We start from the raw sequence: 24,721 nt of genomic DNA on the forward strand, positions 1-24,721 counted from the left end.
ATTGGAGGGTAATGGGGGTACACCGCTCCAAAAATGCACTAGAGCGGTGCACAAACGGGGAGTCAGTATAGAGATCCTTGCTTGCACCTGCGACAGCTTGATGCAGGTTTTCCGGCCCAATTTCGCTTTTTTTTTACACCGTTAGTCATTTCGATGTGGGCGCGGTCCAATAACCTTGTAGGCCTTATCTTGAAACTGACACCGCAAAACACCACTTGGGGTATAAGATACTGTCTATAAATACAGGCGTCGGTTGCCGCCCGTGATCGTTTTCGTCTGCAGGGCGCGTCCTGCCGATGACCAAGAGGTTCGCCATGTCCGAGTTCCAGCTCGTCACCCGTTTCCAGCCCGCCGGCGACCAGCCCGAGGCCATCCGCCTGATGGTGGAGGGCATCGAAGCCGGCCTTGCGCACCAGACCCTGCTCGGCGTGACGGGCTCGGGCAAGACCTTCAGCATCGCCAACGTGATCTCCCAGGTGCAGCGGCCGACCCTGGTGCTGGCGCCGAACAAGACCCTGGCGGCGCAGCTGTACGGCGAGTTCAAGGCGTTCTTCCCCAACAACGCCGTGGAGTATTTCGTTTCCTACTACGACTACTACCAGCCGGAGGCCTACGTGCCGTCGTCCGACACCTTCATCGAGAAGGACTCGTCGATCAACGACCACATCGAGCAGATGCGCCTGTCGGCCACCAAGGCGCTGCTGGAGCGCAAGGACGCCATCATCGTCACCACGGTGTCGTGCATCTACGGCCTGGGCAGCCCCGAGACCTACCTGAAAATGGTGCTGCACGTAGACCGCGGCGACAAGCTCGACCAGCGCGCGCTGCTGCGCCGCCTGGCCGACCTGCAGTACACCCGCAACGAGATGGATTTTGCCCGCGCCACCTTCCGGGTGCGCGGCGACGTGATTGACGTGTACCCGGCGGAGTCGGACCTGGAAGCCATCCGTATCGAGCTGTTCGACGACGAGGTGGAGAGCCTGTCGGCGTTCGACCCGCTCACCGGCGAGGTCATCCGCAAGCTGCCGCGTTTCACCTTCTACCCCAAGAGCCACTACGTGACCCCGCGCGAGACCTTGCTGGAGGCCATCGAAGGCATCAAGGAAGAGCTCAAGGAGCGCCTGGACTACCTGCGCGACACCAACAAGCTGGTGGAGGCCCAGCGCCTGGAGCAGCGCACCCGTTTCGACCTGGAAATGATGCTGGAGCTGGGCTACTGCAACGGCATCGAAAACTACTCACGCTACCTGTCGGGCCGCCCGGCGGGCGCGCCGCCGCCCACTTTGTACGATTACCTGCCGCCCGATGCGCTGCTGGTGATCGACGAATCCCACGTCAGCGTTCCCCAGGTGGGGGCGATGTACAAGGGCGACCGTTCGCGCAAGGAAACCCTGGTGGAGTACGGCTTCCGCCTGCCGTCGGCGCTGGACAACCGGCCCATGCGCTTCGACGAGTGGGAAGGAGTGAGCCCGCAGACCATTTTCGTTTCGGCCACGCCGGGCAAGTATGAAGAAGAGCACGCCGGCCGGGTGATCGAGCAGGTGGTGCGCCCCACCGGCCTCGTGGACCCGCTGGTGGAAGTGCGGCCGGCGCTGACCCAGGTGGACGATTTGCTCTCGGAGATCCGCAAGCAGGTGGCCATCGAGGAGCGGGTGCTGGTGACGGTGCTGACCAAGCGCATGGCCGAGGACCTCACCGATTACCTGGCCGACCACGATGTGAAGGTGCGCTATCTGCACTCGGACATCGACACCGTGGAGCGGGTGGAGATCATTCGCGACCTGCGCCTGGGGACCTTCGATGTGCTGGTGGGTATCAACCTGCTGCGTGAAGGCCTGGACATGCCCGAGGTGTCGCTGGTGGCGATTCTCGACGCCGACAAGGAAGGTTTCCTGCGCTCTGACCGTTCGCTGATCCAGACCATTGGCCGCGCCGCGCGGAACCTCAACGGCCGGGCGATTCTGTACGCCGACCGCATGACCGGTTCCATGGAGCGCGCCATTGGCGAGACCGAGCGCCGGCGCGAGAAGCAGGTGGCCTTCAACGAAGCCAACGGCATCGTCCCCCAGGGCGTGGTCAAGGACGTCGCCGACATCATGGAAGGCGCCACCGTGCCCGGCTCGCGCAGCAAGAAACGCAAGGGCATGGCCAAGGCCGCCGAAGAAAACGCCAAGTACGAGAACGAGTTGCGCTCGCCCAGCGAGATCAACAAGCGTATTCGCCAGCTGGAAGAGAAGATGTACCAGTTGGCCCGCGACCTGGAGTTCGAAGCGGCGGCGCAGATGCGCGACGAGATTGGCAAGTTGCGCGAGCGTTTGCTGAATGTCTGATCTTTAGTGGGAGCTGGCTTGCCAGCGAGTTTTTCGGGCCCCCACAACTCGCTGGCAAGCCAGCTCCCACAAGGGGCGCGTCATGAGGGTGGGGTGATATCGCGTTCCACCGGCGCCGGGTTGGGGTCAAACCCTTGGGGGTACTTGCCCTTCAAGTTCCAGGCGAAGGCGATGATTTCGGCGATGGTGCGGTACAGCGCCTCGGGGATGCTGTCGCCCAGCTCCAGCCGCGCCAGCAGCTTCACCAGCTCGGCGTTCTCGTAGATCGGCACCTCGTATTCCCGGGCGATGGCCAGGATGGCCTCGGCCAGTTCATCGTCGCCCTTGGCGGTGAGGGTCGGGGCCTGTTGGCCGTCGTAGGTCAGGGCGATGGCCTGACGGGGGGGGTTGGCAGTCATGCGGTTTCATCCACCCAGCGTTGTTCCAGTTGCGTGCTCGGGCCCTGGGGCGGCGTGCCCTGGTGGCATTGCAGGTCGCTGACGGCCAGCCCTGCGGCCAGCAGCTGCTGGCGCAGGTTACCCAGCTCGCTGTCGATCAGCCGTGCGGTGGCAGGCCACTGTGCCCACAGCTGGCCGCTGAGGCTGCCGCGCAACAGCTGCGCCTGGATCTGCAAGGGGCCCAGCGGGTCCAGGTCGAAGGCCAGGTCCACGCGCCACAAGGGGTCTTTACTTTCCCGCCGTTCCTGGGGTTGCGCGGCCTGCTCCTGGGGTTCGTCCTCACGCTGCACGCGCACCTGCAGGGGCACGATGTCCTGCTGGTTGCGCATGGGGATTTCCAACTGCCAGGTGGTCAGCACCTTGCCGTCCTCGCTCATGCCACTCTGGGCCAGGCTCGACAGCTGGTGGCTCTGTAGCCGCGATACCGCCGCCGAGGCCAGGCGCAGCAAATTCTGCAGGTCGTTTTCACCCTCGGCGCCGCCCAGCAACCGCGCGGGCAGGGGGAAGCTGCTGGTGTCGGGCTTGTCGCCGATCTGGCCGAGCGTGCCCAGCGCAGTGCGCACGTAGCCGGGCAGGGCGTTGGCCAGCGCCTTGGCGGCGTCGGCAGGGTTGAACGGGGCATTGCCCGGCAGGTTGGGCAGAATTTGCGCCACCAGGCGCAGCAGGCTGCTTTTCAGGTCGTCGGGCTGGGCGCCGTTCTGCGGGGTCAGCAGTTGCGCTTCCAGGAACAGGCCGCTGGCGTTCAGGGCCTGGGCCACGCCGCGGGCGTCGGTCAGTTGGCGAATGTCCGGCAGGCTGGCCAGCAGGCGGCTGGCGCTGGCGCGCAGGTCGTCACCCACCTCGCTGCTGTCGCCCAGGTTCTGCAGCGCCGCCAGCAGGCCTTCCAGCGAGCCTTGGCGGCTTTGCTGGGTTTGCAGCTGCTGGCTGACCGCCAGCTGCTCCAACCGCCCGCCCAGGGGCAGGAAGCTCAGGCTTTGGCTGCCTTGCACCTGCGCGCTGAGCAGGCTGCCCAGCCGCAGCGGCCCGGGGCTGTCGATTTCCAGGGTGCTGCCGGCCATGGCGGTGTTGAGCAGGGTCACCAGCGAGCGGTAATTGGCAGTCTGCGGCTGGAACTGGCTGCTCAGCACCTTGCCCTGCACCAGGGTGCCCACCGGCAATTGTTGGGTATCCAATTGGGTGAGGGTGCTGACGCTGCTGGCCTTGGCCTGCTGCACCGTGACCGCCAGATTGCCCGAGGCCAGCTGCGTGACCGTCACTTGGGCGCCCTGGGCCAGGGGTTGCTGGCTGGTGGCCTGCACCGTAGCCTTGTCGCCGTTGGCAGTGACCAGCGACAGCACCACCTGGAACGGCTGGCCAGCGCCACCCTTGCTCGACAGCACCTGGCCGCTGGCGCTGTCGCCCACGTCCAGCAGGCCGTCGAGCGAGGTCAGCAGCTTCAGCACGTCGCCGCTACTGACGCTGGCGCGCAACGCGCTGGCCGACGGCAGTTGGGTGGGAAGGCTGGTGATATCAGTCATGGAGGCCTGGCCTGCGGAAATTGCCATGATGGCAGTGGGGGGCGATATGTATAATGCGGCACCAACTTTTTCGAAGCTTGTATACAGTGCACGTCGAACGCTTGCAAAAAGTACGCCGATGCCAGTTTAACGGCAACGGCGGCGCGCACTTGAACGGCGCCTGTACCCTTTATCCGATTGATAAGGTCTTCGTTTGATTCCTCATCTCCAAGCCCAGGCCCTGGCGTGCGAGCGTGACTGGCGGATGCTGTTCGAGCAGCTGGAGCTGGCCGTCGGCCCCGGCGACATGCTGCAGGTCAGCGGCCCCAACGGCAGCGGCAAGACCAGCCTGCTTCGCCTGCTTGCCGGTTTGATGCAACCTACTGCCGGCCAGGTGCTGCTGGGCGGCAAGCCATTGGCCGGGCAGGGCGCGGCGCTGGCGTGGATGCTGCTGTGGATCGGCCACGCCGCCGGCATCAAGGACGTGCTCAGCGCCGAGGAAAACCTCACCTGGCTGTGCGCGCTGCACCAGCCGGCCTCCCGCGCCGCCATCTGGGAAGCCCTGGCGGCAGTGGGCCTGCACGGTTTCGAGGACGTGCCGTGCCACACCCTGTCGGCCGGCCAGCAGCGCCGCGTGGCCCTGGCGCGCCTGTACCTGCCGGCGCCGCCGCTGTGGATCCTCGACGAGCCCTTCACCGCCCTCGACAAGCACGGCGTGGCCCAGCTGGAGGCGCACCTGGCCGCCCACTGTGACAACGGCGGCATGGTCATCCTCACCACCCACCACACCCTGACGGTGATGCCGGCGGGCTACCGCGAGCTGGACCTGGGGCGGTGGGCAGCATGAGCGGCGTATTCCTGCAACTGCTCAAGCGCGAAGCGCGGCTGCTGGTGCGCCGGCCTGCCGAACTGATCAATCCGCTGGTATTCTTCGCCATAGTGATCGCCCTGTTTCCCCTGGCGGTAGGCCCGGAGGCGCAATTGTTGCGCACGCTGTCACCGGGGCTAGTCTGGGTAGCAGCGCTGTTGTCGGTGCTGCTCTCGCTCGATGGCCTGTTCCGCAGTGATTTCGAAGATGGCTCCCTGGAGCAGTGGGTGCTGTCGCCGCACCCGCTGCCGTTGCTGGTGCTGGCCAAGGTGCTGGCCCACTGGGCGTTCTCCGGGCTGTCGCTGGTGTTGCTGTCACCCCTGCTGGCGCTGATGCTGGGCCTGCCGGTGGCGTGCCTGCCGGTGCTGCTGGCCTCGCTGCTGCTGGGCACCCCGGTGCTCAGCCTGCTGGGCGCGGTGGGCGCGGCGCTGACGGTGGGGCTCAAGCGCGGCGGCCTGTTGCTGGCGCTGGTGATCCTGCCTTTATACATACCGGTACTGATTCTCGGCAGTGGCGCCCTGCAGGCGGCCCTGCAAGGCATGCCGACCGCCGGCTACCTGCTTTGGCTGGGTAGCCTGACAGCCCTCGCTGTCACCCTCACACCCTTTGCGATAGCCGCTGGCCTGAAGATCAGCGTCGGCGAATAATGATGCCAGCCCCCATGAGGGCTGGCGAAGATTCAGGATGCACCGTGATGAATAGCAGCGTGATCAGTTGGACTTGGTTTCACAAACTCGGCTCGCCCAAATGGTTCTACGGGATCAGCGGGCGCCTGCTGCCGTGGTTGAGCATCGCCGCGGCGTTGCTGCTGGCCATTGGCGTAGTCTGGGGCCTGGCCTTCGCGCCGCCGGACTACCAGCAGGGCAACAGCTTCCGCATCATCTATATCCACGTGCCGGCGGCCATGCTGGCGCAGTCCTGCTACGTGATGATCGCCGTCGCCGGCCTGGTGGGGCTGGTGTGGAAGATGAAGATCGCCGACATCGCCCTGCAGTGCGGCGCACGCATCGGCGCCTGGATGACCGCCCTGGCGCTGCTCACCGGCTCCATCTGGGGCAAGCCCACCTGGGGCACGTTCTGGGTGTGGGACGCGCGCCTCACGTCGATGCTGATCCTGCTGTTCCTCTACGTCGGGCTGATCGCCCTGGGCCATGCCATTACTAACCGCGACAGCGCCGCCAAGGCCTGCGCGGTGCTGGCGCTGGTGGGCGTGGTGAACATCCCGATCATCAAGTACTCGGTGCAGTGGTGGAGCACCCTGCACCAGGGCGCCACCTTCAGCCTGACCGAAAAGCCGGCCATGCCCGCGGAAATGTGGCTGCCGCTGCTGTTCACGGCACTGGGCTTCTACTGCTTCTTCGGCGCCGTGTTGCTGATGCGCATGCGCCTGGAAGTGCTCAAGCGCGAGGCGCGCAGCAGCTGGGCCAAGGCCGAAGTGGCGCAGGCGCTGGAGGGTCGCGTATGAATTTCGCTTCATTCGGCGATTTCCTCGCCATGGGCCATCATGGTGCCTATGTGTGGTCGGCCTACGGCATCTGCCTGGTGGTGCTGGCCAACAACGTCGCCGCGCCGCTGCTGGCGCGCCGGCGCTATTTGCAGGAAGAGGCGCGCCGTTTGCGCCGGGAGAAAGGCAAGTGAATCCGCTGCGCAAGAAACGTCTGTTGATCATCGTCGGCCTGCTGGTGGGCCTCGGCGTGGCCGTGGGCCTGGCCCTGAGCGCGCTGCAACAGAACATCAACCTGTTCTACACCCCCACCCAGATCGCCAACGGCGAAGCGCCGGTGGACACCCGCATCCGCGCCGGCGGCATGGTGGAGAAGGGCTCGCTGGTGCGTTCGGCGGACTCGCTGGACGTGCGCTTCGTGGTCACCGACTTCAACAAGCACGTCACCATCACCTACCGCGGCATCCTGCCGGACCTGTTCCGCGAAGGGCAGGGCATCGTCGCCCTGGGCAAGCTGGACGCCAATGGCGTGGTGGTGGCCGACCAGATCCTGGCCAAGCACGACGAGAAATACATGCCGCCGGAAGTCACCAAGGCGTTGAAGGACAGCGGCCAGTCCGCTGCCGGCGCCCCGGCGCAGCCCGGCAAGGAAGGTTGAGACCATGATTCCCGAACTCGGCCACCTGGCCATGATTTTGGCCCTGTGCTTTGCCCTGGTGCAGGCCACCGTCCCCCTGTTTGGCGCCTGGCGCGGCGACCGCCAATGGATGGGCCTGGCCCAGCCGGCGGCCTGGGGGCAATTCTTCTTCCTGGCGTTCGCCTTTGGCAGCCTGACCTACAGCTTCATGACCGACGACTTTTCCGTCGGTTACGTGGCCAATAACTCCAACAGCGCCTTGCCCTGGTACTACAAGTTCAGCGCCGTGTGGGGCGCCCATGAAGGCTCGCTGCTGCTGTGGGTGCTGATCCTCGGAGGCTGGACCTTCGCGGTGTCGGTGTTCTCGCGCCAGTTGCCACAGGTGATGCTGGCGCGGGTGCTGGCGGTGATGGGCATGATCAGCACCGGCTTCCTGCTGTTCCTGATCCTGACCTCCGACCCGTTCGCGCGCATCCTGCCGCAGGTGCCGGCCAACGGCGCCGACCTCAACCCGCTGCTGCAGGACCCCGGCCTGATCATCCACCCGCCCATGCTGTACATGGGCTACGTGGGCTTCTCGGTGGCCTTCGCCTTCGCCATCGCCGCCTTGCTTGGCGGGCGCCTGGACGCCGCCTGGGCGCGCTGGTCGCGGCCCTGGACCATCGTTGCCTGGAGCTTCCTGGGCTTCGGCATCACCCTGGGCTCCTGGTGGGCCTACTATGAATTGGGCTGGGGCGGCTGGTGGTTCTGGGACCCGGTGGAAAACGCCTCGTTCATGCCGTGGCTGGTGGGCACCGCGCTGATTCACTCGCTGGCGGTCACCGAGAAACGCGGGGTGTTCAAGAGCTGGACCGTGCTGCTGGCCATCGCCGCGTTCTCGCTGAGCCTGCTGGGGACCTTCCTGGTGCGTTCCGGCGTGCTGACCTCGGTGCACGCGTTCGCCTCGGACCCGGCGCGCGGGGTGTTCATTCTGATCTTCCTGCTGTGCGTGGTCGGCGGCTCGCTGACCCTGTTCGCCGTGCGTGCGCCGGTGGTCAAGAGCCACGTGGGCTTTGGCCTGTGGTCGCGCGAGACGCTGCTGCTGGGCAACAACCTGGTGCTGGTGGTGGCGGCCTCGATGATTTTGCTGGGCACCCTGTACCCGCTGGTGCTCGACGCCATCAGCGGCGCCAAGCTGTCGGTGGGCCCGCCGTACTTCAACGCGCTGTTCGTGCCGCTGATGGCCATCCTCATGGTGGTGATGGCGGTGGGCGTGCTGGTGCGCTGGAAGGACACGCCGCTGCAGTGGCTGCGCGGCATGCTCACCCCGGTGCTGATCGGCGCCGTGGTGCTGGCGCCGATCGGCGGCCTGCTGGTGGACAACTTCGACTGGGCCATTCTCACCGTGTTCGCCCTGGCCGCCTGGGTCCTGCTGGCCGGCGTGCGTGACCTGCTCGACAAGACCCGCCACAAGGGCCTGCTCAACGGCGCCCGCAGCCTGACCCGCAGCTACTGGGGCATGCACGTGGCGCACCTGGGCATTGCCGTGTGCGCCTTGGGCGTGGTGCTGTCCAGCAGCCACAGCGCCCAGCGCGACCTGCGCATGGCGCCCGGCGACGCCGTGGACCTGGCCGGCTACCACTTCATTTTCGACGGCGCGCAGCATTACCGCGGGCCGAATTTCACCTCTGACCGCGGCACCCTGCGCGTCAGCAAGGACGGCAAGGACGTGACCGTGCTGTACCCGGAAAAACGCCTGTACACCGTGCAGCAGTCGATGATGACCGAAGCCGGCATCGACGCAGGGTTCACCCGTGACCTCTACGTGGCCCTGGGCGAACCGCTGGAAAATGGCGCCTGGGCGGTGCGTGTGCACGTCAAGCCGTTCGTGCGCTGGATCTGGTTCGGCGGCCTGCTGACCGCCCTGGGTGGCGCGCTGGCAGCCATGGACCGGCGGTATCGGGTGAAAGTGCGCGCCAAGGTGCGTGATGTATTGGGTCTGGATGGAGCGGCCGCATGAAGCGCTGGATGTTGTTGGTGCCCCTGGCACTGTTTCTCGTGGTGGCGGTGTTCCTCTACCGCGGCCTGTACCTGGACCCTTCGGAGCTGCCGTCGGCCATGATCGGCAAGCCGTTTCCGGCGTTCGCGCTGCCATCGGTACAGGATGGCAAGCCGCTGACCGAGGCTGACCTGAAAGGCAAGCCGGCACTGGTCAACGTCTGGGGCACCTGGTGCATTTCCTGCCGTGTCGAGCACCCGGTGCTGACCAAGCTGGCCCAGCAGGGCGTGGTGATCTACGGGGTCAACTACAAGGATGACAACGCCGCCGCGCTGAAGTGGCTGCAGGACTTCCACAACCCCTACCAGATCAACATCAACGACGAGCAGGGCGGCCTGGGCCTGAACCTGGGCGTGTACGGCGCGCCGGAGACCTTCCTCATCGACGCGAAGGGCGTGATCCGTTACAAGCACGTGGGCGTGATCGACGACACCGTGTGGCGCGAGCAGCTGGCCAGCCAGTACCAGGGCCTGGTCGACGAGGCCCGGCCATGAAGCGCTGGCTGGCCGCCGCCGGCCTGGCGCTGGGCCTGGCGGGAGTGGCCCAGGCGGCCATCGACACCTACCAGTTCGCCAACGACGCCGAGCGTGACCGTTACCGCGAGTTGACCCAGGAACTGCGCTGCCCCAAGTGCCAGAACCAGGACATCGCCGACTCCAACGCGCCCATCGCCGCCGATCTGCGCCGGGAGATCTTCCGCATGCTGGGCGAGGGCAAGGACAACCAGCAGATCATCGACTTCATGGTCGACCGCTACGGCGAGTTCGTGCGCTACAAGCCGGCGCTCACCGCCCGCACCTGGCTGCTGTGGTTCGGCCCCGGCGTGTTGCTGGTGGGGGGCGTGGGCGTGATCCTGCTGATCGTCGGCCGCCGCCGTGCCACCGGCACCGACGCTGAACCCGAATTGTCCCCCGAAGAGCGCGCGCGCCTCGCCACCTTGTTGGATAAAGAACACCCATGATTGATTTCTGGCTTGCCGTGGGCCTGCTGTTGCTGGTGGCCCTGGGCTTTTTGCTGATCCCCGTGGTGCGCGGCCGTCGCGCCCAGCAGGAAGAAGACCGTACCGCCCTGAACGTGGCCCTGTACCAGGAGCGCATCGCTGAACTTTCGGCGCAACAGGTCGAGGGCGTGCTCACTGCCGAACAGCTGGAGGCCGGCCGCGCCGAGGCCGCCCGCGAGCTGCTGGCCGACACCGAGGGGGCCGACGGCGCCCGCGTGTCGCGCCTGGGCCGGCCGCTGCCGCTGCTGGCAGCGCTGCTGGTGCCGGCGTTGGGCCTGGGCCTGTACCTGCATTTTGGCTCCAGCGACAAGGTGGAACTGACCCGCGAGTTCGCCACGCCGCCCACGTCCATGGAACAGATGACCCAGCGCCTGGAGCGTGCGGTGGCTGCGCAGCCGGATTCGGCCCAGGGGCTGTTCTTCCTCGGCCGTACCTACATGTCGCAGAACCGTCCGGCGGACGCGGCGCGGCTGTTCCAGCGCACCCTGGCGGTGGCCGGGCGCGAGCCCGAAGTGCTGGGCCAGTTGGCCCAGGCCGAGTATTTCGCCAGCAACAAGAAGTGGTCGCCGGAGATCCAGGCGCTGACCGACGAAGCGCTGAAGGCCGACCCCAAGGAAGTCACCAGCCTGGGCCTGCGCGGCATCGCCGCCTTCGAGGGCCAGCGTTACCAGGAAGCCGTGGACTACTGGCAACGCCTGCTGGTGCTGCTGCCGGCGGACGATCCGTCCCGCGCCGCCCTGCAGGGTGGCATCCAGCGCGCCGCCGGCAAGATCACCGCCGGCGGTGGCAGCGTGGCGGCGGCCCCGGCGGAGAAGGCCGCGGCGCTGCTCAAGGTGCACGTCGACCTGGGCGCCGAGCTGAAGGCCAAGGTGCAGCCGGGCGACAGCGTGTTCATCTTCGCCCGCGCCGCCTCCGGGCCGCCGATGCCGCTGGCGGTTAAGCGCCTCACCGTGGCCGACTTGCCGGCCAGCGTCGAGCTTACTGATGGCGATGCAATGATGCCGCAGCTGAAACTGTCGAACTTTCCCGAGGTCCAACTTGTCGCGCGCATCTCCCGTGCCGGCCAGCCGACCAAGGGCGAGTGGGTCGGCCGCAGCCAGCCCCTGGCCAGCAGCACCACCGCGCCGCAAAACCTGACCATCGACAGCCCGGATCTCTGATCATGCACGCCATTGCCCGTGTTTCCCTGTTAACCCTGATTGCGGGCCTGAGCGCCTGTGCGGTGCAACACCCGCAGCCGCAGCCCAGCGCCCCGACCATCCCGTCGCTGCCCCAGACCCGCCCGGCGCCACAGCCTGGCCGACCCCTGCCGGTCACCCCCGGCAACCCGGCCAGCAAGCCTGCGCCGCGTACCTCGGCCAGCTTCGCGCCGCCACCGGGCGGGGCCAGCCACTGGGAGCCGAAACTGGGCGTGTACGTGCTCGAAGGGCAGGCTGACACCTACTACCGCCAGCGCACCTACTACCGCTGGAACGGCGGCTGGACCTGGGCCACCAGCCTCGATGGCCCCTGGCAGGCCACCGACACCGGCGGCGTCCCACCCGGCCTGGGCCGCCTGCACGGCCAGTAACACCGGGGTATACACCCTCCCGTAGCAGCGGCCAAAGGCCGCGTCCCCAGGCGCCGCGGTGTTCCAGGCACACCGCGTTGGCCCCGGTAAGGCGCACGCACCCTCCCGTAGCCGCAACTGTCTTGTGGGAGCTGGCTTGCCAGCGAGCTTTTATGGCCCCAACAGCTCGCTGGCAAGCCAGCTCCCACAGGATGTAGCAGCGGCCAAAGGCCGCGTCCTCAAGCACCGCGTTGTTCCCGCCAGGAAAACCCTGGATTTGTAGGAGGTTTTACCCTGCTGCGTAGGGTATTCCTGAAAATCCGCTTCCCGGCGCATTAGCGCTATCGCTCCCTCGTTACCCTTGGCACTCTGCCTCCCTGACCTTCATCTGCCGGTCAGCACCCGCCTTTTTTTCATACCTTGGGAAATGTCCTACGGATTGACCCTGCGGGTTCGGAAAACAATAAGATTTTCAGGGAGATCACCATGCGTAACCATGCAGTCGCGGTACCCCCAAGCCTGGCACCGGCACGCGCCGGCTACACCTTGGCGGGGCTTTTGCCGTTCCTGGCCTGCGTGCCCGCCGAGGCCGTGGAATTCAGCTTTCTAGAGGATGAAGTGCGTGGCTCGCTGGACACCACCCTGTCCTACGGGCAGCTGTGGCGCGTCCAGGGGCGGGACAAGGGCAACGACGACATCAACGCCAACGACGGCAATCGCAACTTCGATCCGGGGCTGGTTTCCTCGGTCTACAAGTTCACCAGTGAACTGGAGACCTCCTACAGGAACTACGGGCTGTTCCTGCGCGCCAGCGGCTTCTATGACAGCCGCATCATGGACGGCCACACCGACTACAACCGCAACAACAACCCGGTCCAGCCCAGCCAGAATTTCCCTGATGACCGCCATTTCAGCCGCGCCACCCGCGACCACGCCGGCAGCAACGTGGAAATCCTCGACGCCTACGTGCGCGGCGACTGGGACATGGCCGGCATGCCGGTGTCCGGGCGCCTGGGGCGGCAGGTGTTCAACTGGGGCGAGGGCATCTTCTACCGGGGCGGGGTGAACACCACCAACCCCATCGACGCCGCCAAGTTCCGCCTGCCTGGCTCGGAGCTCAAGGAAGTGCTGATGCCGGTGGAGGCGATTAATTTCAGCGTCGGCCTCACTGACAACCTGTCCGTGGAAAGCTTCTACCAGTTCAACTGGAAGGAAACCGCCATCGACCCGGTGGGCACCTACTTCGCCGAGACCGACCTGTTCGCCAAGGGCGGCCACACCGCCTACGCCGAAGTACCGGCGCTGCGCGCGGTCACCGGCCTGTACCAGGGGCTCAGTGCGTTGGGCGTTGGCGGCCTGCAGGGCGGCGGGGGCATCGACCGCTACGGCAACCTCAAGGCCGCCAGCATCGGCCCCGACATCAATGCCCGCAACGACGGCCAGTTCGGCGTGGCATTTCGGTACATCGCCGAGCAGTTGAACAACACCGAGTTCGGCTTCTACTTCGTCAACTATCACAGCAAGGAGCCGACCATCCATGCCGACCTGGGGGCCTACAAGGGGCTGAACCTGACCCAGATCAAGGCCGCTTCGGCGCCGGCCATCCAGCAGCAGGTGGCGCAACAGATGGATATGTCCCGCGAGCAGTTGCAGGCAGCGATCGCCGCCAACCCCACCGGGCAAGTCGCCGCTGCCTACAACGCCGCCCTGACCCAGGCCGCCAACGGCGTCGCCACCCTCGACGTCGCCAACCAGGTGCGTGGCCGCCGCGAGTTCGCCGAGGACATCCGCATGTTCGGTGCAAGCTTCAACACCCGCCTGGGCGAGGCCGCGCTGTTCGGTGAATTCACCTACCGCCCCAACATGCCCATCGGCATGGCCTCCACCAGCGACCTGGTCGGCGACCTGCTGGCCCAGGCCGGGCCGCTGGCCGACGGCAAGACCGTGAACATCGGCGGCAAGCACGTGCGCCTGGGCGACGAGGTGCAGAGCAGCGAGCGGGTGCAGATGTTCAACGCCTCCATCGGGACGCTCTACAGCTTCGGCCCGCGCTGGGGCTTCGATGGCATCAACGCCGTGGCCGAGGTGGCGTCCGAGCACCTGCGCGGCAGCAGCCTGCAGTACACCGCCTTCGACGGCAGCCGCCGCTACTACGCCAGCCGCGCGAACGCCGGCTACAGCGTCGGCTTCGGCCGCGACGCGCAGGTTACCCCGGACGCCTACGGCGCCACGCTGATGGTGATCGGCACCTGGAACAACCTGCTGGGCGGCGTCAACGTCTCGCCGTTCCTGACCTACAAGGACGACTTCAGCGGCAACTCGCACCTCACCGGCAACTTCATCGAGGGCCGCAAGGCCTACTCGGCGGGGCTGCGGGCCAACTACCAGAACAGCCTGGAAGCCGAGCTGCAATACACCGAGTTCTACGGCGGCGGGCAGAAAAACGCCGTGCGCGACCGCGACAACATCGGTTTCAACGTCAAGTACTCGTTCTAAGGGAGAACCACCATGCTCACATTTTCGAGATGGCCAGGCGTGGCCGTGCTGCTCGCCTGTTTCGCCACCCCGGTGCTGGCGGCCGACCCCCAGGGCGGCGTGCAACTGGGCGTGACCTTGACCCCGCTGGGCGCGCAGAAGGCCGGCAACGCCGCTGGCACCATTCCGCCGTGGACCGGCGGCCTGGTGACCCCGCCTGCCGGCTACCCCGGCTCCGGCCACCCGCATGTCGACCCGTTCCCCGCCGACAAGCCGATGTTCACCATCACTGCCGCCAACCTGGCGCAGTACCGTGACCACCTCAGCCCCGGCCAGCTGGCGCTGTTCAAGACCTACCCCGACACGTTCCGCATGCCGGTGTACGTGAGTCGGCGCACCGGCGCCGCGCCCCAGTGGCTGTACGACAACACCCGCCACAACGCCGCCAACGCCGTGCTGGCGCCGGACGGCAACGGCTTCACCGGCGCCCAGGGTGGCATTCCGTTCCCCGTTCCGGCCAGCGGCGTGGAGGCGCTGTGGAACCACATTGCCCGTTACCGTGGCATCTACGTGGAGCGTCGCGCCGCCGAGGTGGCGGTGCAGCGCAACGGCAGCTACGTGCCCATCGTCGCCGAGCAGCAGGGCCTGTTCCGCTTCTACGACCCGCAGCCTGCGGCAGACACCAATGACAACATGCTGTTCTACTACCTGAACCAGATCCGCAGCCCCGCGCGCCTGGCCGGTGGCGTGGTGCTGGTGCACGAGCCCCTGGACCAGGTGCGCGAGCCGCGCCAGGCCTGGATCTACAACCCCGGCCAGCGCCGCGTGCGGCGTGCACCGAGCCTGGCCTACGACACCCCCATCAGCAGCGCCGACGGCCTGCGCACCGCCGACGACACCGACATGTTCAACGGTTCGCCCGACCGCTACGACTGGCGGCTGGTGGGCAAGCAGGAGCTGTACATCCCCTACAACAACTACCGCCTGGGCCAGCGCTCGGTGAAATACGCCGACCTGATCAAGCCCGGCCACCTCAACCCCGAATTCACCCGCTACGAGCTGCACCGCGTGTGGGTGGTGGAGGGCACCCTCAAGCCCGGCGCGCGGCACTTGTACGCCAAGCGTCGGCTGTACCTGGACGAAGACAGCTGGCAAGCCGCGGTGGTGGACCAGTACGACGGCCGCGGCGAGCTGTGGCGGGTGTCCATGGCCTACCTGAAGAACTTCTACGAGTTGCCCACCACCTGGTCGGCGCTGGACGTGTTCCATGACCTGCAGGCGCGGCGCTACCACGTGCAGCACCTGGACAACGAGGAAGCCAGCACCGTGGACTTCAGCCGGCCGATACCTGCGGCGGCGGATTTCAGCCCGGCGGCGCTGCGGCGCATGGGTACGAGGTAAATAGGTACTCGATAAAGAAGTACCCGATAACGGCGGATGATGGCCCGACATTCAGCCTTGCCTGCGCAGCCCGGCCCGCCGCGGCTGGCGGCTGGCCCTGCAAGGCTCTGGCCTGCAGCTGCGCGGCCTTCTGCTAGGGTTGGGGAAGCGCCGTGCGGGCCACCGGCGAATGAAAGATCACACCGCGCGCGTTGTCAGCCCGTTTCCGGGCTGGCTAGGATAGACCAGCTTTCGCGGGGCTCTGGCGTGCTGGTTTCAGCCAACCCCCACCCAGGCTGGTCAAATAACAATAATGGGAGTGCGCTATGAGCGAGCCGGTCAGGCGTGGTGGCAAGCACGCCACAGGGAAGGGCGCGTGGCGCCCATGGGTGGCATTGTCGATGGCCGTGGGGCTGGGGGTGGGCGGCATGGCGGGCATGGCCCGGGCTGCCGACCCCAGCGCAGATGCACAAGTGTGGTCGGTGGAGTCGGCCAAGGCCGTGCGCGGCCTGGTGTTGGATGTGGTCAGCGCCGGCAAGCGCCTGGTGGCCGTGGGCGACCGCGGCCACGTGCTGTACTCCGATGACCAGGGCGTGACCTGGGCCCAGGCCAAGGTGCCCAGCCGCCAGCTGCTGACGGCGGTGTTCTTCGTCGACCCCCAGCATGGCTGGGCCGTGGGCCATGACGCGCAGATCCTCGCCACGGCCGACGGCGGCGCCACCTGGACCAAGCAGTTCGAAGAACTCAAGCGCCAGGCGCCGCTGCTCGACCTGTGGTTCAAGGACACCAGCACCGGCTTCGCCATCGGCGCCTACGGCGCGCTGCTCACCACCACCGACGGCGGCCAGCACTGGCAGGACGTCAGCGACCGCGTCGACAATCCCGACCAGTTCCACTTCAACGCCATCGGCGCGGTGAAGGACGCCGGCCTGTTCATCGTCGGCGAGCAGGGCAGCCTGTTCCGTTCCCGCGACTGGGGGCAAAGCTGGGAAAAGGTCCAGGGGCCCTACGAGGGCTCGCTGTTCGGCCTGCTGGCCACCGGCGAACCGCAGACCCTGCTGGTGTACGGCCTGCGTGGCAACCTGTTCCGCTCCACCGATTTTGGCGACACCTGGGCCAACGTGCCCCTGCAAGGCCCGCGCGGCCCGCTGGAGTTCGCCCTGTCGGGCGCCACGCGCCTGGACGACGGCACCCTGGTGCTGGTGGGCAACAGCGGCACGGTGCTGCGCAGCAAAGATGACGGCAAGACCTTCAGCCTGTTCAACCGCCCCGACCGCCTGTCGCTGTCGGCCGTTACCGGCGGTGCCGGCGGCACCCTGGTGGTGGCCGGGCAGGGCGGCGTGCGGGTCACTGCGGCCAACGGCGCCGACCTCGGCCAGCAACAGGCCAGCCTTCAGAAGGTGGGCCAACCATGACCGTCCGGGAGCAGATTTCCATGAGCAGCCACCACCAGGACAAGGCCACGTTCCTTGAACGCCTGATTTTCAACAACCGTCCTTCGGTCATCATCCTCTGCCTGCTGGCCAGCCTCTTCCTGTTCTGGCAAGCCACGCAGATCCGCCCCTCCACCAGCTTCGAGAAGATGATCCCGCTCAAGCACCCGTTCATCCAGCGCATGCTCGAGCACCGCAATGACCTGGCCAACCTGGGCAACACCGTGCGCATCTCGGTGGAGGCGGTGAACGGCGACATCTTCAACAAGGACTACATGGAGACCCTGCGGCAGATCAACGACGAGGCGTTCTACATTCCCGGCGTCGACCGTTCGGGCATGAAGTCGCTGTGGAGCCCCAGCGTGCGCTGGACCGAGGTCACCGAGGAGGGCTTCGCCGGTGGCGAGGTGATCCCGCAGAGCTACAACGGCTCGGCCGACAGCCTCGAATTGCTGCGCAGCAACATCCTCAAGTCCGGCCAGGTGGGGCGGCTGGTGGCCAACGACTTCAAGTCGAGCATCGTCGAGATCCCGCTGCTGGAGTCCTACCCCGACCCCAACGACCAGGGCAAGCTGCTGAGCCTGGACTACCAAAAGTTTTCCCACAGCCTTGAGGAAAAGATCCGCGACAAGTTCCAGGCGCAGAACCCCAACGTCAAGGTGCACATCGTCGGCTTCGCGAAGAAGGTCGGCGACCTGATCGACGGGCTGATCATGGTGGTGATGTTCTTCGGCGTCGCCTTCGTCATCACCCTGGTGCTGCTGTATTTCTTCACCAACTGCCTGCGCAGCACCATCGCCGTGCTCAGCACCACGCTGGTGGCAGTGGTCTGGCAGCTGGGGCTGATGCACGCCTTCGGCTTCGGCCTGGACCCGTATTCGATGCTGGTGCCATTCCTGATCTTCGCCATCGGCATCTCCCACGGCGTACAGAAAATCAACGGCATCGCCCTGCAGTCCAGCGACGCCGACAACGCCCTGACGGCGGCGCGGCGCACCTTCCGCCAGTTGTTCCTGCCGGGCATGATCGCGATCCTGGCCGATGCGGTGGGCTTCATCACCCTGCTGATCATCGACATCGGCGTGATCCGCGAGCTGGCCATCGGCGCCTCGATCGGCGTGGCGGTGATCGTGTTCACCAACCTGATCCTGCTGCCGGTAGCGATTTCCTACGTGGGCATCAGCAAACGCGCCATCGAGCGCAGCAAGAAGGACGCGGTGCGCGAGCACCCGTTCTGGCGCGCGCTGTCGAATTTTGCCAGCCCGAAAGTGGCGCCGGTGTCGGTCGCGCTGGCGTTGATCGCCCTGGGCGGCGGCCTGTGGTACGGCCACAACCTGAAGATCGGCGACCTCGACCAGGGCGCCCCGGAGCTGCGCCCCGACTCGCGCTACAACCAGGACAACCAGTTCATCATCGACCACTACGCCACCAGCTCCGACGTGCTGGTGGTGATGGTGCAGACCGCCGCCGAAGGCTGCTCGCGCTACGAGACCATGCAGCCGATGGACGAGCTGATGTGGCAGCTGGACAACACCGCCGGGGTGCAGTCGACGGTGTCGCTGGTCACCGTGAGCAAGCAGGTGATCAAGGGCATGAACGAGGGTAACCTGAAGTGGGAAAGCCTGTCGCGCAACCCCGAGGTGCTCAACAGCTCGGTGGCCCGCGCCGATGGCCTGTACAACGGCAATTGCTCGCTGGCGCCGCTGCTGGTGTTCCTCAACGACCACAAGGCCGAGACCCTCGACCGCGCCGTGGCGGTAATCAAGCAGTTCGCCGCCAGCCATGACAGCGACGGCCTGCAGTTCCAGCTGGCGGCGGGCAACGCCGGCATCGAGGCGGCCACCAACGAGGTGATCAAGCAGGCCGAGCTGACCATCCTGATCCTGGTGTATATCTGCGTGGCGGTGATGTGCCTGATCACCTTCCGCTCGTTCGCCGCGACGCTGTGCATCGTGCTGCCACTGGTGCTGACCTCGGTGCTGGGCAACGCGCTGATGGCGTTCATGGGCATCGGCGTCAAGGTCGCGACCCTGCCGGTGGTGGCGCTGGGCGTGGGCATTGGGGTGGACTACGGCATCTACATCTACAGCCGCCTGGAAAGCTTCCTGCGCGCCGGCTTGCCGCTGCAGGAAGCCTATTACCAGACGCTGAAATCCACCGGCAAGGCGGTGCTGTTCACCGGCCTGTGCCTGGCGATCGGCGTGTGCACCTGGATCTTCTCGGCCATCAAGTTCCAGGCCGACATGGGCCTGATGCTGACGTTCATGTTGCTGTGGAACATGTTTGGTGCGCTGTGGCTGTTGCCGGCGCTGGCGCGGTTCCTGATCAAGCCGGAGAAGATGGCGGGCAAGGCGGGGGGGTCGATATTCGCGCATTGACGCGGCCTGGGACGCGGCCTGCGGCGGATGGCCGCCCCGCCGCTGCTACGACGGACCTCGCGTAGCAGCTGCCGCAGGCTGCGTCCGGGCGTTACGCGGTGGGAGGGGGTTACAGAGTCAACTCCGACCCCAACACCATCCCCAACGCATTGCGCGCATCATCCAGCTGCACCAGCGTCGCCTGCCGCGCTGCCAGGGCATCGCGGTTCTCGATGGCGGTCAGGATCGCCTTGTGCCGTGGCATCGCCAGTTCATGCAGGTTGGGCCGCTGGTTGGAATGCTTCAACGCCTCGCGCAGCGCCAGCGCCAGCATGTTGCACAGGTGTGCCAGCAGGTCGTTGTGGGTGGCTTCGGCAATGCGGCTGTGGAAGTCCAGGTCCGGCTGCAGCAAAGCCTCAGGCGTGGGCGCCGCTTCCATGCGCTGGTAGGCCTCGGCAATTGAGGCCACGTCCTCGGCGGTGGCGTGCTGCGCCGCCAGGGCCGCTGCCGCCGGCTCGATGATCGCCCGCACGCTGGTCAGCAACGCGAAGAACTCGTTCTGCGGGCTGCTCTGCATCAGCCAGTGCAGCACGTCCGGGTCCAGCAGGTGCCACTCGCGCCGTGCCTTCACCACCGTACCCACCCGCGGCTTGGAATACACCAGCCCCTTGGCCACCAGCACCCGCGTGGCCTCACGCAGCACCGGCCGGCTGACCGCATATTCCTCGCACAACAGCGCCTCGGCGGGCAGCTTGTCATCGGGCTTTAGCCGCCCGGAGACGATCTGCATGCCGATTTCCTGCACGATGCGCGCGTGCATGCTCTTGCGGTCGGAGGGTTTGCGGTAGTCCATGGGGGGCGGGGAGGTCCTGAGCGATGGTTGGCGCGATCATAGCATTCCCAAGGCGTCTCGCCTCCCGTAGCAGCGGCCGCCAGGCCGCGTCCCGGGCGCCGCGTACCGTGAGGAGTGCGCGGCGCGGCGGGACGCGGCCTGGCGGCCGCTGCTACGGGTGGGGTGTCAGTGGGAGTGGCGGGGCACTTCGGCGCCGCGGCAGCCTACCAGGAAGTCGAAGTCGCAGCCCTGGTCGGCCTGCATCACATGGTCCACGTACAGCTGGCGGTAGCCGCCGGCCAGCAGGTTGTGCGCCGGTGCCTGCCAGTCGGCCAGGCGCGCCGCCAGTTCGGCGTCGCTGATGTCCAGGTGCAGGCGCCCGGTGCTGCAGTCCAGTTCGATATAGTCGCCTTCCTTCACCGCTGCCAACGGGCCACCGGCCGCCGCTTCCGGCGCCACGTGCAGCACCACGGTGCCGTAGGCGGTGCCGCTCATGCGGGCGTCCGAGATGCGCACCATGTCGGTCACGCCCTGGGCCAGCAGCTTGGCCGGCAGGCCCATGTTGCCCACCTCGGCCATGCCCGGGTAGCCCTTGGGGCCACAGTTTTTCATCACCAGGATAGAGTCGGCGTCCACGTCCAGCTGCGGGTCGTTGATGCGTGCCTTGTACTCGTCGAAGTTCTCGAACACCACCGCACGGCCACGGTGTTTCATCAGCGCCGGGGTGGCGGCGGAGGGCTTGAGCACCGCGCCCAGCGGCGCCAGGTTGCCGCGCAGCACGCAGATGCCACCGTCGGCCACCAGCGGGTTGTCGATGGCGCGGATTACCTCGTCGTCGCCGTAGATAGGCGAGTTGCGCACGTTGTCCCACAGGCTCTTGCCGTTGACGGTGAGGGCCTCGGGGTTGGGGATCAGGTGGTTTTCGCCCAGGCGCCGCAGCACCGCGGGCAGGCCGCCGGCGTAGTAGAACTCTTCCATCAGGAAGCGCCCGGACGGTTGCAGGTCCACCAGGGTTGGGGTGCCGCGGCCGATGCGGGTCCAGTCGTCCAGCTCCAGGTCGACGCCGATGCGCCCGGCAATGGCCTTCAGGTGGATCACGGCGTTGGTGGAGCCGCCGATGGCGGCGTTGACGCGGATGGCGTTTTCGAAGGCTTCGCGGGTCAGGATCTTCGACAGGCGCAGGTCTTCCTTGACCATCTCCACCGCGCGCATGCCAGACATGTGCGCCAGCACATAGCGGCGTGAATCCACCGCCGGGATGGCGGCGTTGTGCGGCAGCGAGGTGCCCAGGGCTTCGGCCATGCAGGCCATGGTCGAGGCCGTGCCCATGGTGTTGCAGGTGCCCGCCGAGCGCGACATGCCGGCCTCGGCGGAGAGGAATTCGTCGAGGCTGATCTGCCCGGCCTTCAGCGATTCGTGCATCTGCCAGACGATGGTGCCGGCGCCAATGTCGCGGCCCTTGTGCTTGCCGTTGAGCATCGGCCCGCCGGTGACGACGATGGCCGGCACGTCGCAGCTGGCGGCGCCCATCAGCAGGGCCGGGGTGGTCTTGTCACAGCCGGTGAGCAGCACCACGCCGTCGATGGGGTTGCCGCGAATGGCCTCTTCCACGTCCATGCTCGCCAGGTTGCGGGTGAGCATGGCGGTGGGGCGCAGGTTGGACTCGCCGTTGGAGAACACCGGGAACTCCACCGGGAAGCCACCGGCCTCCAGCACGCCACGCTTGACGTGTTCGGCGATGGTGCGGAAGTGGGCGTTGCAGGGCGTCAGCTCGGACCAGGTGTTGCAGATGCCGATGATCGGCTTGCCGTGGAACTGGTGGTCGGCGATGCCTTGGTTCTTCATCCAGCTGCGGTACATGAAGCCGTTCTTGTCGGCGGTGCCAAACCATTGGGCCGAACGCAGTGCAGGTTTCTTCTCAGACATGGGGGCTTCTCTTATTGTAAGACTTAATGACGGCGCTGATAGCTAAAATAGGCCTAAAATCCCAACATGTGAAGTCGTTGTTCGTTAAATAGTAATACTATATAGTCGTTCGCAACGGAGGACGGCCTGCCGATCCCCATCCATAACAAGAACAATTGGAGACCGTTGCCATGAGCGAAGAACTGCGCCTGGTCAGGCGTATCACCCTCAAGCTGATCCCCTTCCTGATCCTGCTGTACCTGGTGGCCTACGTGGACCGCTCGGCGGTGGGCTTCGCCAAGCTGCACATGGGCAGCGACGTGGGCATCGGCGATGCCGCCTATGGCATGGGCGCCGGGCTGTTTTTCATCGGCTACTTCCTGCTGGAAATCCCTAGCAACCTGCTGCTGACCCGCTTCGGCGCGCGGCGCTGGTTCGCGCGCATCATGATCACCTGGGGCGCCATCACCATCGGCATGGCGTTCGTGCAGGGGCCCAACAGCTTCTATGTGATGCGCTTCCTGCTGGGCGCCGCGGAGGCGGGCTTCTTCCCTGGCGTGCTGTACTACATCACCCAGTGGTTCCCGGTGCGCCACCGCGGCAAGATCCTCGGCCTGTTCATCCTCTCGCAGCCCATCGCCATGATGATTACCGGGCCCGTGTCCGGCGGCCTGCTGGGCATGGACGGGGTGCTGGGCCTGCACGGCTGGCAGTGGCTGTTCATCGCCATCGGCACGCCGGCCATCCTGCTCACCTGGCCGGTGCTGCAGTGGTTGCCCGACGGCCCGGCGCAGGTGACGTGGCTGAGCGCCGTGGAGAAAGGCTGGCTGGCCGCCGAGCTGCAGAAAGACCTCGACACCTACGGCCAGACCCGCCACGGCAACCCGCTGCACGCCCTGAAGGATTTCCGCGTGCTGTTGCTGGCGCTGTTCTACCTGCCTGTGACCCTGAGCATCTATGGCCTGGGCCTGTGGCTGCCGACGCTGATCAAGCAGTTCGGCGGCAGCGACCTGGTGACCGGCTTCGTCTCGTCGGTGCCGTACATCTTCGGCATCGTCGGCCTGCTGATCGTGCCGCGTAGCTCCGACCGCCTCAACGACCGCTACGGCCACCTGGCCGTGCTCTACGTGCTGGGCGCCGCCGGCCTGTTCTTCAGCGCCTGGCTCAGCGTGCCGGTGCTGCAACTGGCGGCCCTGAGCCTGGTGGCGTTCTCGCTGTTCTCCTGCACGGCGGTGTTCTGGACCCTGCCGGGGCGCTTCTTCGCCGGCGCCAGCGCGGCCGCCGGCATTGCCCTGATCAACTCGGTGGGCAACCTGGGCGGCTACATCGGCCCGTTCGTGATCGGTGCGCTCAAGGAGTACACCGGCAACCTGGCCAGCGGCCTGTATTTCCTTACTGGCGTGATGCTGTTCGGCCTGCTGCTGACCGCGGTGGTCTACCGCCTGCTGGAGCGCCGCCACGCGCTGCCAGCCGAGCAGTTCGCCGCCAGTGCCCGCAGCGCGCAACCCAGCGCACGTACCTGACAACAAAAGGGAGCAGCAACCATGCGTCTAGTGCAATTCCAATTGATTGATGGCCAGCGCCGCGTGGGCCTGGTGGACAGCGACCGCGTGCACGAAGTGCGCGGCGCCAACAGCGTGCGCGAACTGGCCCTGGCGGCCATCGAGGCCGGCATTGGCCTGGCGCGCCATGTCGATGACCTGGGCCTGGGCCAGCACCACGATTACCTGCAACTGCTGGACGAGGGCCGCATCCTGCCGCCGCTGGACCACCCGGACCCGGCGCACATGCTGATCACCGGCACCGGCCTGACCCACCTGGGCAGCGCCGCCACCCGCGACAAGATGCACCAGCAGGTGGGCGAGGAAGCGGCGGTCACCGACAGCATGAAAATCTTCAAGTGGGGCCTGGATGGCGGCAAGCCGGCGGCGGGGCAGGCCGGGGTGCAGCCCGAATGGTTCTACAAGGGCGATGGCAGCATCGTCGTGCGCCCCGGTGGCGAGTTCCCGGTGCCGCCGTTCGCCGAAGACGCCGGCGAAGAGCCGGAGCTGGGCGGGATGTACGTCATCGGCCGCGACGGCAAGCCGTACCGCCTGGGCTTCGCCCTGGGCAACGAGTTCTCCGACCACGTGATGGAGCGCAAGAACTACCTGTACCTGGCGCACTCTAAATTGCGCCACTGCTCCTACGGCCCGGAATTGCGGGTGGGCGAGCTGCCCACGCACCTGGCGGGCACCAGCCGCATCTGGCGCGACGGCAAGCTGCTGTGGGAAAAAGAGTTCCTCAGCGGCGAAGGCAACATGTGCCACAGCTTCGACAACCTGGAGTATCACCACTTCAAGTACGCGCAGTTCCTGCGCCCGGGCGATGTGCACATCCATTTCTTCGGCACCGCGACGCTGTCGTTCGCCGACGGCATCAGCACCCAGCTGGGCGACCGTTTCGAGATCAGCCTGGACGAGTTCGGCGCGCCGCTGAACAACCGTGTCGGCCGTGGCGAGGCGGCGTTCGCCCCCGGCAGCATCGGCAAGCTTTGAGGA

The 24,721-nt window shown here is 66.5% G+C and carries 21 protein-coding genes; 17 read left to right on the plus strand and 4 right to left on the minus strand.

Translation table 11 applies throughout. From position 1 onward, the window contains the following. The first annotated feature begins 314 nt into the window (after positions 1-314). Positions 315-2,330: an excinuclease ABC subunit UvrB gene (gene uvrB, locus RAM80_RS25485; RefSeq protein ID WP_416423164.1), complete on the plus strand. Its 2,016-nt coding sequence runs from the start codon at positions 315-317 to the stop codon at positions 2,328-2,330. An 80-nt stretch (positions 2,331-2,410) separates the two neighbouring features. Here the strand turns inward: uvrB and RAM80_RS25490 are convergent, their stop codons facing one another. Both RAM80_RS25490 and RAM80_RS25495 read right to left on the minus strand, forming a co-directional pair. Continuing rightward, positions 2,411-2,728 carry an EscU/YscU/HrcU family type III secretion system export apparatus switch protein gene (locus tag RAM80_RS25490; protein ID WP_416423165.1) on the minus strand — a complete coding sequence of 106 codons (318 nt, stop codon included), beginning with the start codon at positions 2,726-2,728 and terminating at the stop codon, positions 2,411-2,413. Beyond that, positions 2,725-4,284, minus strand: a complete 1,560-nt coding sequence (locus tag RAM80_RS25495) for a flagellar hook-length control protein FliK (protein ID WP_416423166.1) — start codon at positions 4,282-4,284, stop codon at positions 2,725-2,727. Before RAM80_RS25495 ends, RAM80_RS25490 begins: the two co-directional genes overlap by 4 nt. Positions 4,285-4,477: 193 nt before the next feature. On the opposite strand from RAM80_RS25495, the gene ccmA reads away from it, so the two are divergent. The 14 genes from ccmA to RAM80_RS25565 all read left to right on the plus strand — a co-directional run bounded on the left by ccmA (position 4,478) and on the right by RAM80_RS25565 (position 19,465). Continuing rightward, positions 4,478-5,110, plus strand: a complete 633-nt coding sequence (gene ccmA / locus RAM80_RS25500) for a cytochrome c biogenesis heme-transporting ATPase CcmA (protein WP_416423167.1) — start codon at positions 4,478-4,480, stop codon at positions 5,108-5,110. Continuing rightward, positions 5,107-5,778, plus strand: coding sequence for a heme exporter protein CcmB (gene ccmB, locus RAM80_RS25505; protein WP_416423168.1), 672 nt, complete (start codon positions 5,107-5,109; stop codon positions 5,776-5,778). Before ccmA ends, ccmB begins: the two co-directional genes overlap by 4 nt. A gap of 59 nt (positions 5,779-5,837) precedes the next feature. Continuing rightward, on the plus strand, positions 5,838-6,596 hold the full coding sequence (locus RAM80_RS25510; protein WP_416423169.1) for a heme ABC transporter permease: 759 nt from the start codon (positions 5,838-5,840) through the stop codon (positions 6,594-6,596). Then, complete coding sequence (gene ccmD / locus RAM80_RS25515) at positions 6,593-6,769, plus strand: heme exporter protein CcmD (RefSeq protein ID WP_416423170.1); 177 nt, start codon at positions 6,593-6,595, stop codon at positions 6,767-6,769. The genes RAM80_RS25510 and ccmD overlap by 4 nt, the downstream gene beginning before the upstream one ends. After that, entirely contained in the window at positions 6,766-7,233 is a 468-nt protein-coding gene (gene ccmE, locus RAM80_RS25520; RefSeq protein ID WP_416423171.1) for a cytochrome c maturation protein CcmE, read from the plus strand. The genes ccmD and ccmE overlap by 4 nt, the downstream gene beginning before the upstream one ends. Before the next feature lie 4 nt (positions 7,234-7,237). After that, positions 7,238-9,211: a heme lyase CcmF/NrfE family subunit gene (locus tag RAM80_RS25525; RefSeq protein ID WP_416423172.1), complete on the plus strand. Its 1,974-nt coding sequence runs from the start codon at positions 7,238-7,240 to the stop codon at positions 9,209-9,211. After that, the gene (locus RAM80_RS25530; protein ID WP_416423173.1) at positions 9,208-9,744 is read left to right on the plus strand and encodes a DsbE family thiol:disulfide interchange protein; all 537 of its coding nucleotides are present in this window, start codon (positions 9,208-9,210) and stop codon (positions 9,742-9,744) included. Before RAM80_RS25525 ends, RAM80_RS25530 begins: the two co-directional genes overlap by 4 nt. Continuing rightward, entirely contained in the window at positions 9,741-10,211 is a 471-nt protein-coding gene (locus tag RAM80_RS25535; protein ID WP_416423174.1) for a cytochrome c-type biogenesis protein, read from the plus strand. Before RAM80_RS25530 ends, RAM80_RS25535 begins: the two co-directional genes overlap by 4 nt. Then, positions 10,208-11,410 (plus strand): c-type cytochrome biogenesis protein CcmI, encoded by a 1,203-nt coding sequence (gene ccmI / locus RAM80_RS25540; RefSeq protein WP_416423175.1) that lies wholly within the window; start codon positions 10,208-10,210, stop codon positions 11,408-11,410. Before RAM80_RS25535 ends, ccmI begins: the two co-directional genes overlap by 4 nt. A 2-nt stretch (positions 11,411-11,412) precedes the next feature. Further along, positions 11,413-11,820: a hypothetical protein gene (locus RAM80_RS25545; protein WP_416423176.1), complete on the plus strand. Its 408-nt coding sequence runs from the start codon at positions 11,413-11,415 to the stop codon at positions 11,818-11,820. Positions 11,821-12,285: 465 nt separating this feature from the next. After that, on the plus strand, positions 12,286-14,295 hold the full coding sequence (locus RAM80_RS25550; RefSeq protein WP_416423177.1) for a DUF1302 domain-containing protein: 2,010 nt from the start codon (positions 12,286-12,288) through the stop codon (positions 14,293-14,295). A gap of 12 nt (positions 14,296-14,307) precedes the next feature. Then, complete coding sequence (locus RAM80_RS25555; RefSeq protein ID WP_416423178.1) at positions 14,308-15,675, plus strand: DUF1329 domain-containing protein; 1,368 nt, start codon at positions 14,308-14,310, stop codon at positions 15,673-15,675. Positions 15,676-16,082: 407 nt separating this feature from the next. After that, complete coding sequence (locus tag RAM80_RS25560; RefSeq protein ID WP_416427559.1) at positions 16,083-17,069, plus strand: WD40/YVTN/BNR-like repeat-containing protein; 987 nt, start codon at positions 16,083-16,085, stop codon at positions 17,067-17,069. A 20-nt stretch (positions 17,070-17,089) separates the two neighbouring features. Then, a complete protein-coding gene (locus tag RAM80_RS25565) occupies positions 17,090-19,465 on the plus strand; it encodes an efflux RND transporter permease subunit (RefSeq protein WP_416427560.1) in 2,376 nt (791 codons plus the stop codon). Positions 19,466-19,574: 109 nt separating this feature from the next. On the opposite strand, the gene RAM80_RS25570 is transcribed toward RAM80_RS25565, so the two are convergent. Together RAM80_RS25570 and RAM80_RS25575 are read right to left on the minus strand one after the other, a co-directional pair. Continuing rightward, the gene (locus RAM80_RS25570; protein WP_416423179.1) at positions 19,575-20,297 is read right to left on the minus strand and encodes a FadR/GntR family transcriptional regulator; all 723 of its coding nucleotides are present in this window, start codon (positions 20,295-20,297) and stop codon (positions 19,575-19,577) included. Positions 20,298-20,462: 165 nt separating this feature from the next. Continuing rightward, positions 20,463-22,202 carry an IlvD/Edd family dehydratase gene (locus tag RAM80_RS25575; RefSeq protein WP_416423180.1) on the minus strand — a complete coding sequence of 580 codons (1,740 nt, stop codon included), beginning with the start codon at positions 22,200-22,202 and terminating at the stop codon, positions 20,463-20,465. A gap of 170 nt (positions 22,203-22,372) precedes the next feature. On the opposite strand from RAM80_RS25575, the gene RAM80_RS25580 reads away from it, so the two are divergent. Together RAM80_RS25580 and araD1 are read left to right on the plus strand one after the other, a co-directional pair. Beyond that, positions 22,373-23,704 (plus strand): MFS transporter, encoded by a 1,332-nt coding sequence (locus RAM80_RS25580; RefSeq protein WP_416423181.1) that lies wholly within the window; start codon positions 22,373-22,375, stop codon positions 23,702-23,704. Positions 23,705-23,725: 21 nt separating this feature from the next. Next, positions 23,726-24,718, plus strand: coding sequence for an AraD1 family protein (gene araD1 / locus RAM80_RS25585; protein ID WP_416423182.1), 993 nt, complete (start codon positions 23,726-23,728; stop codon positions 24,716-24,718). Positions 24,719-24,721: the final 3 nt, after the last annotated feature.

It is taken from the genome of Pseudomonas sp. App30, from assembly GCF_047947025.1.
Lineage (GTDB): Bacteria > Pseudomonadota > Gammaproteobacteria > Pseudomonadales > Pseudomonadaceae > Aquipseudomonas.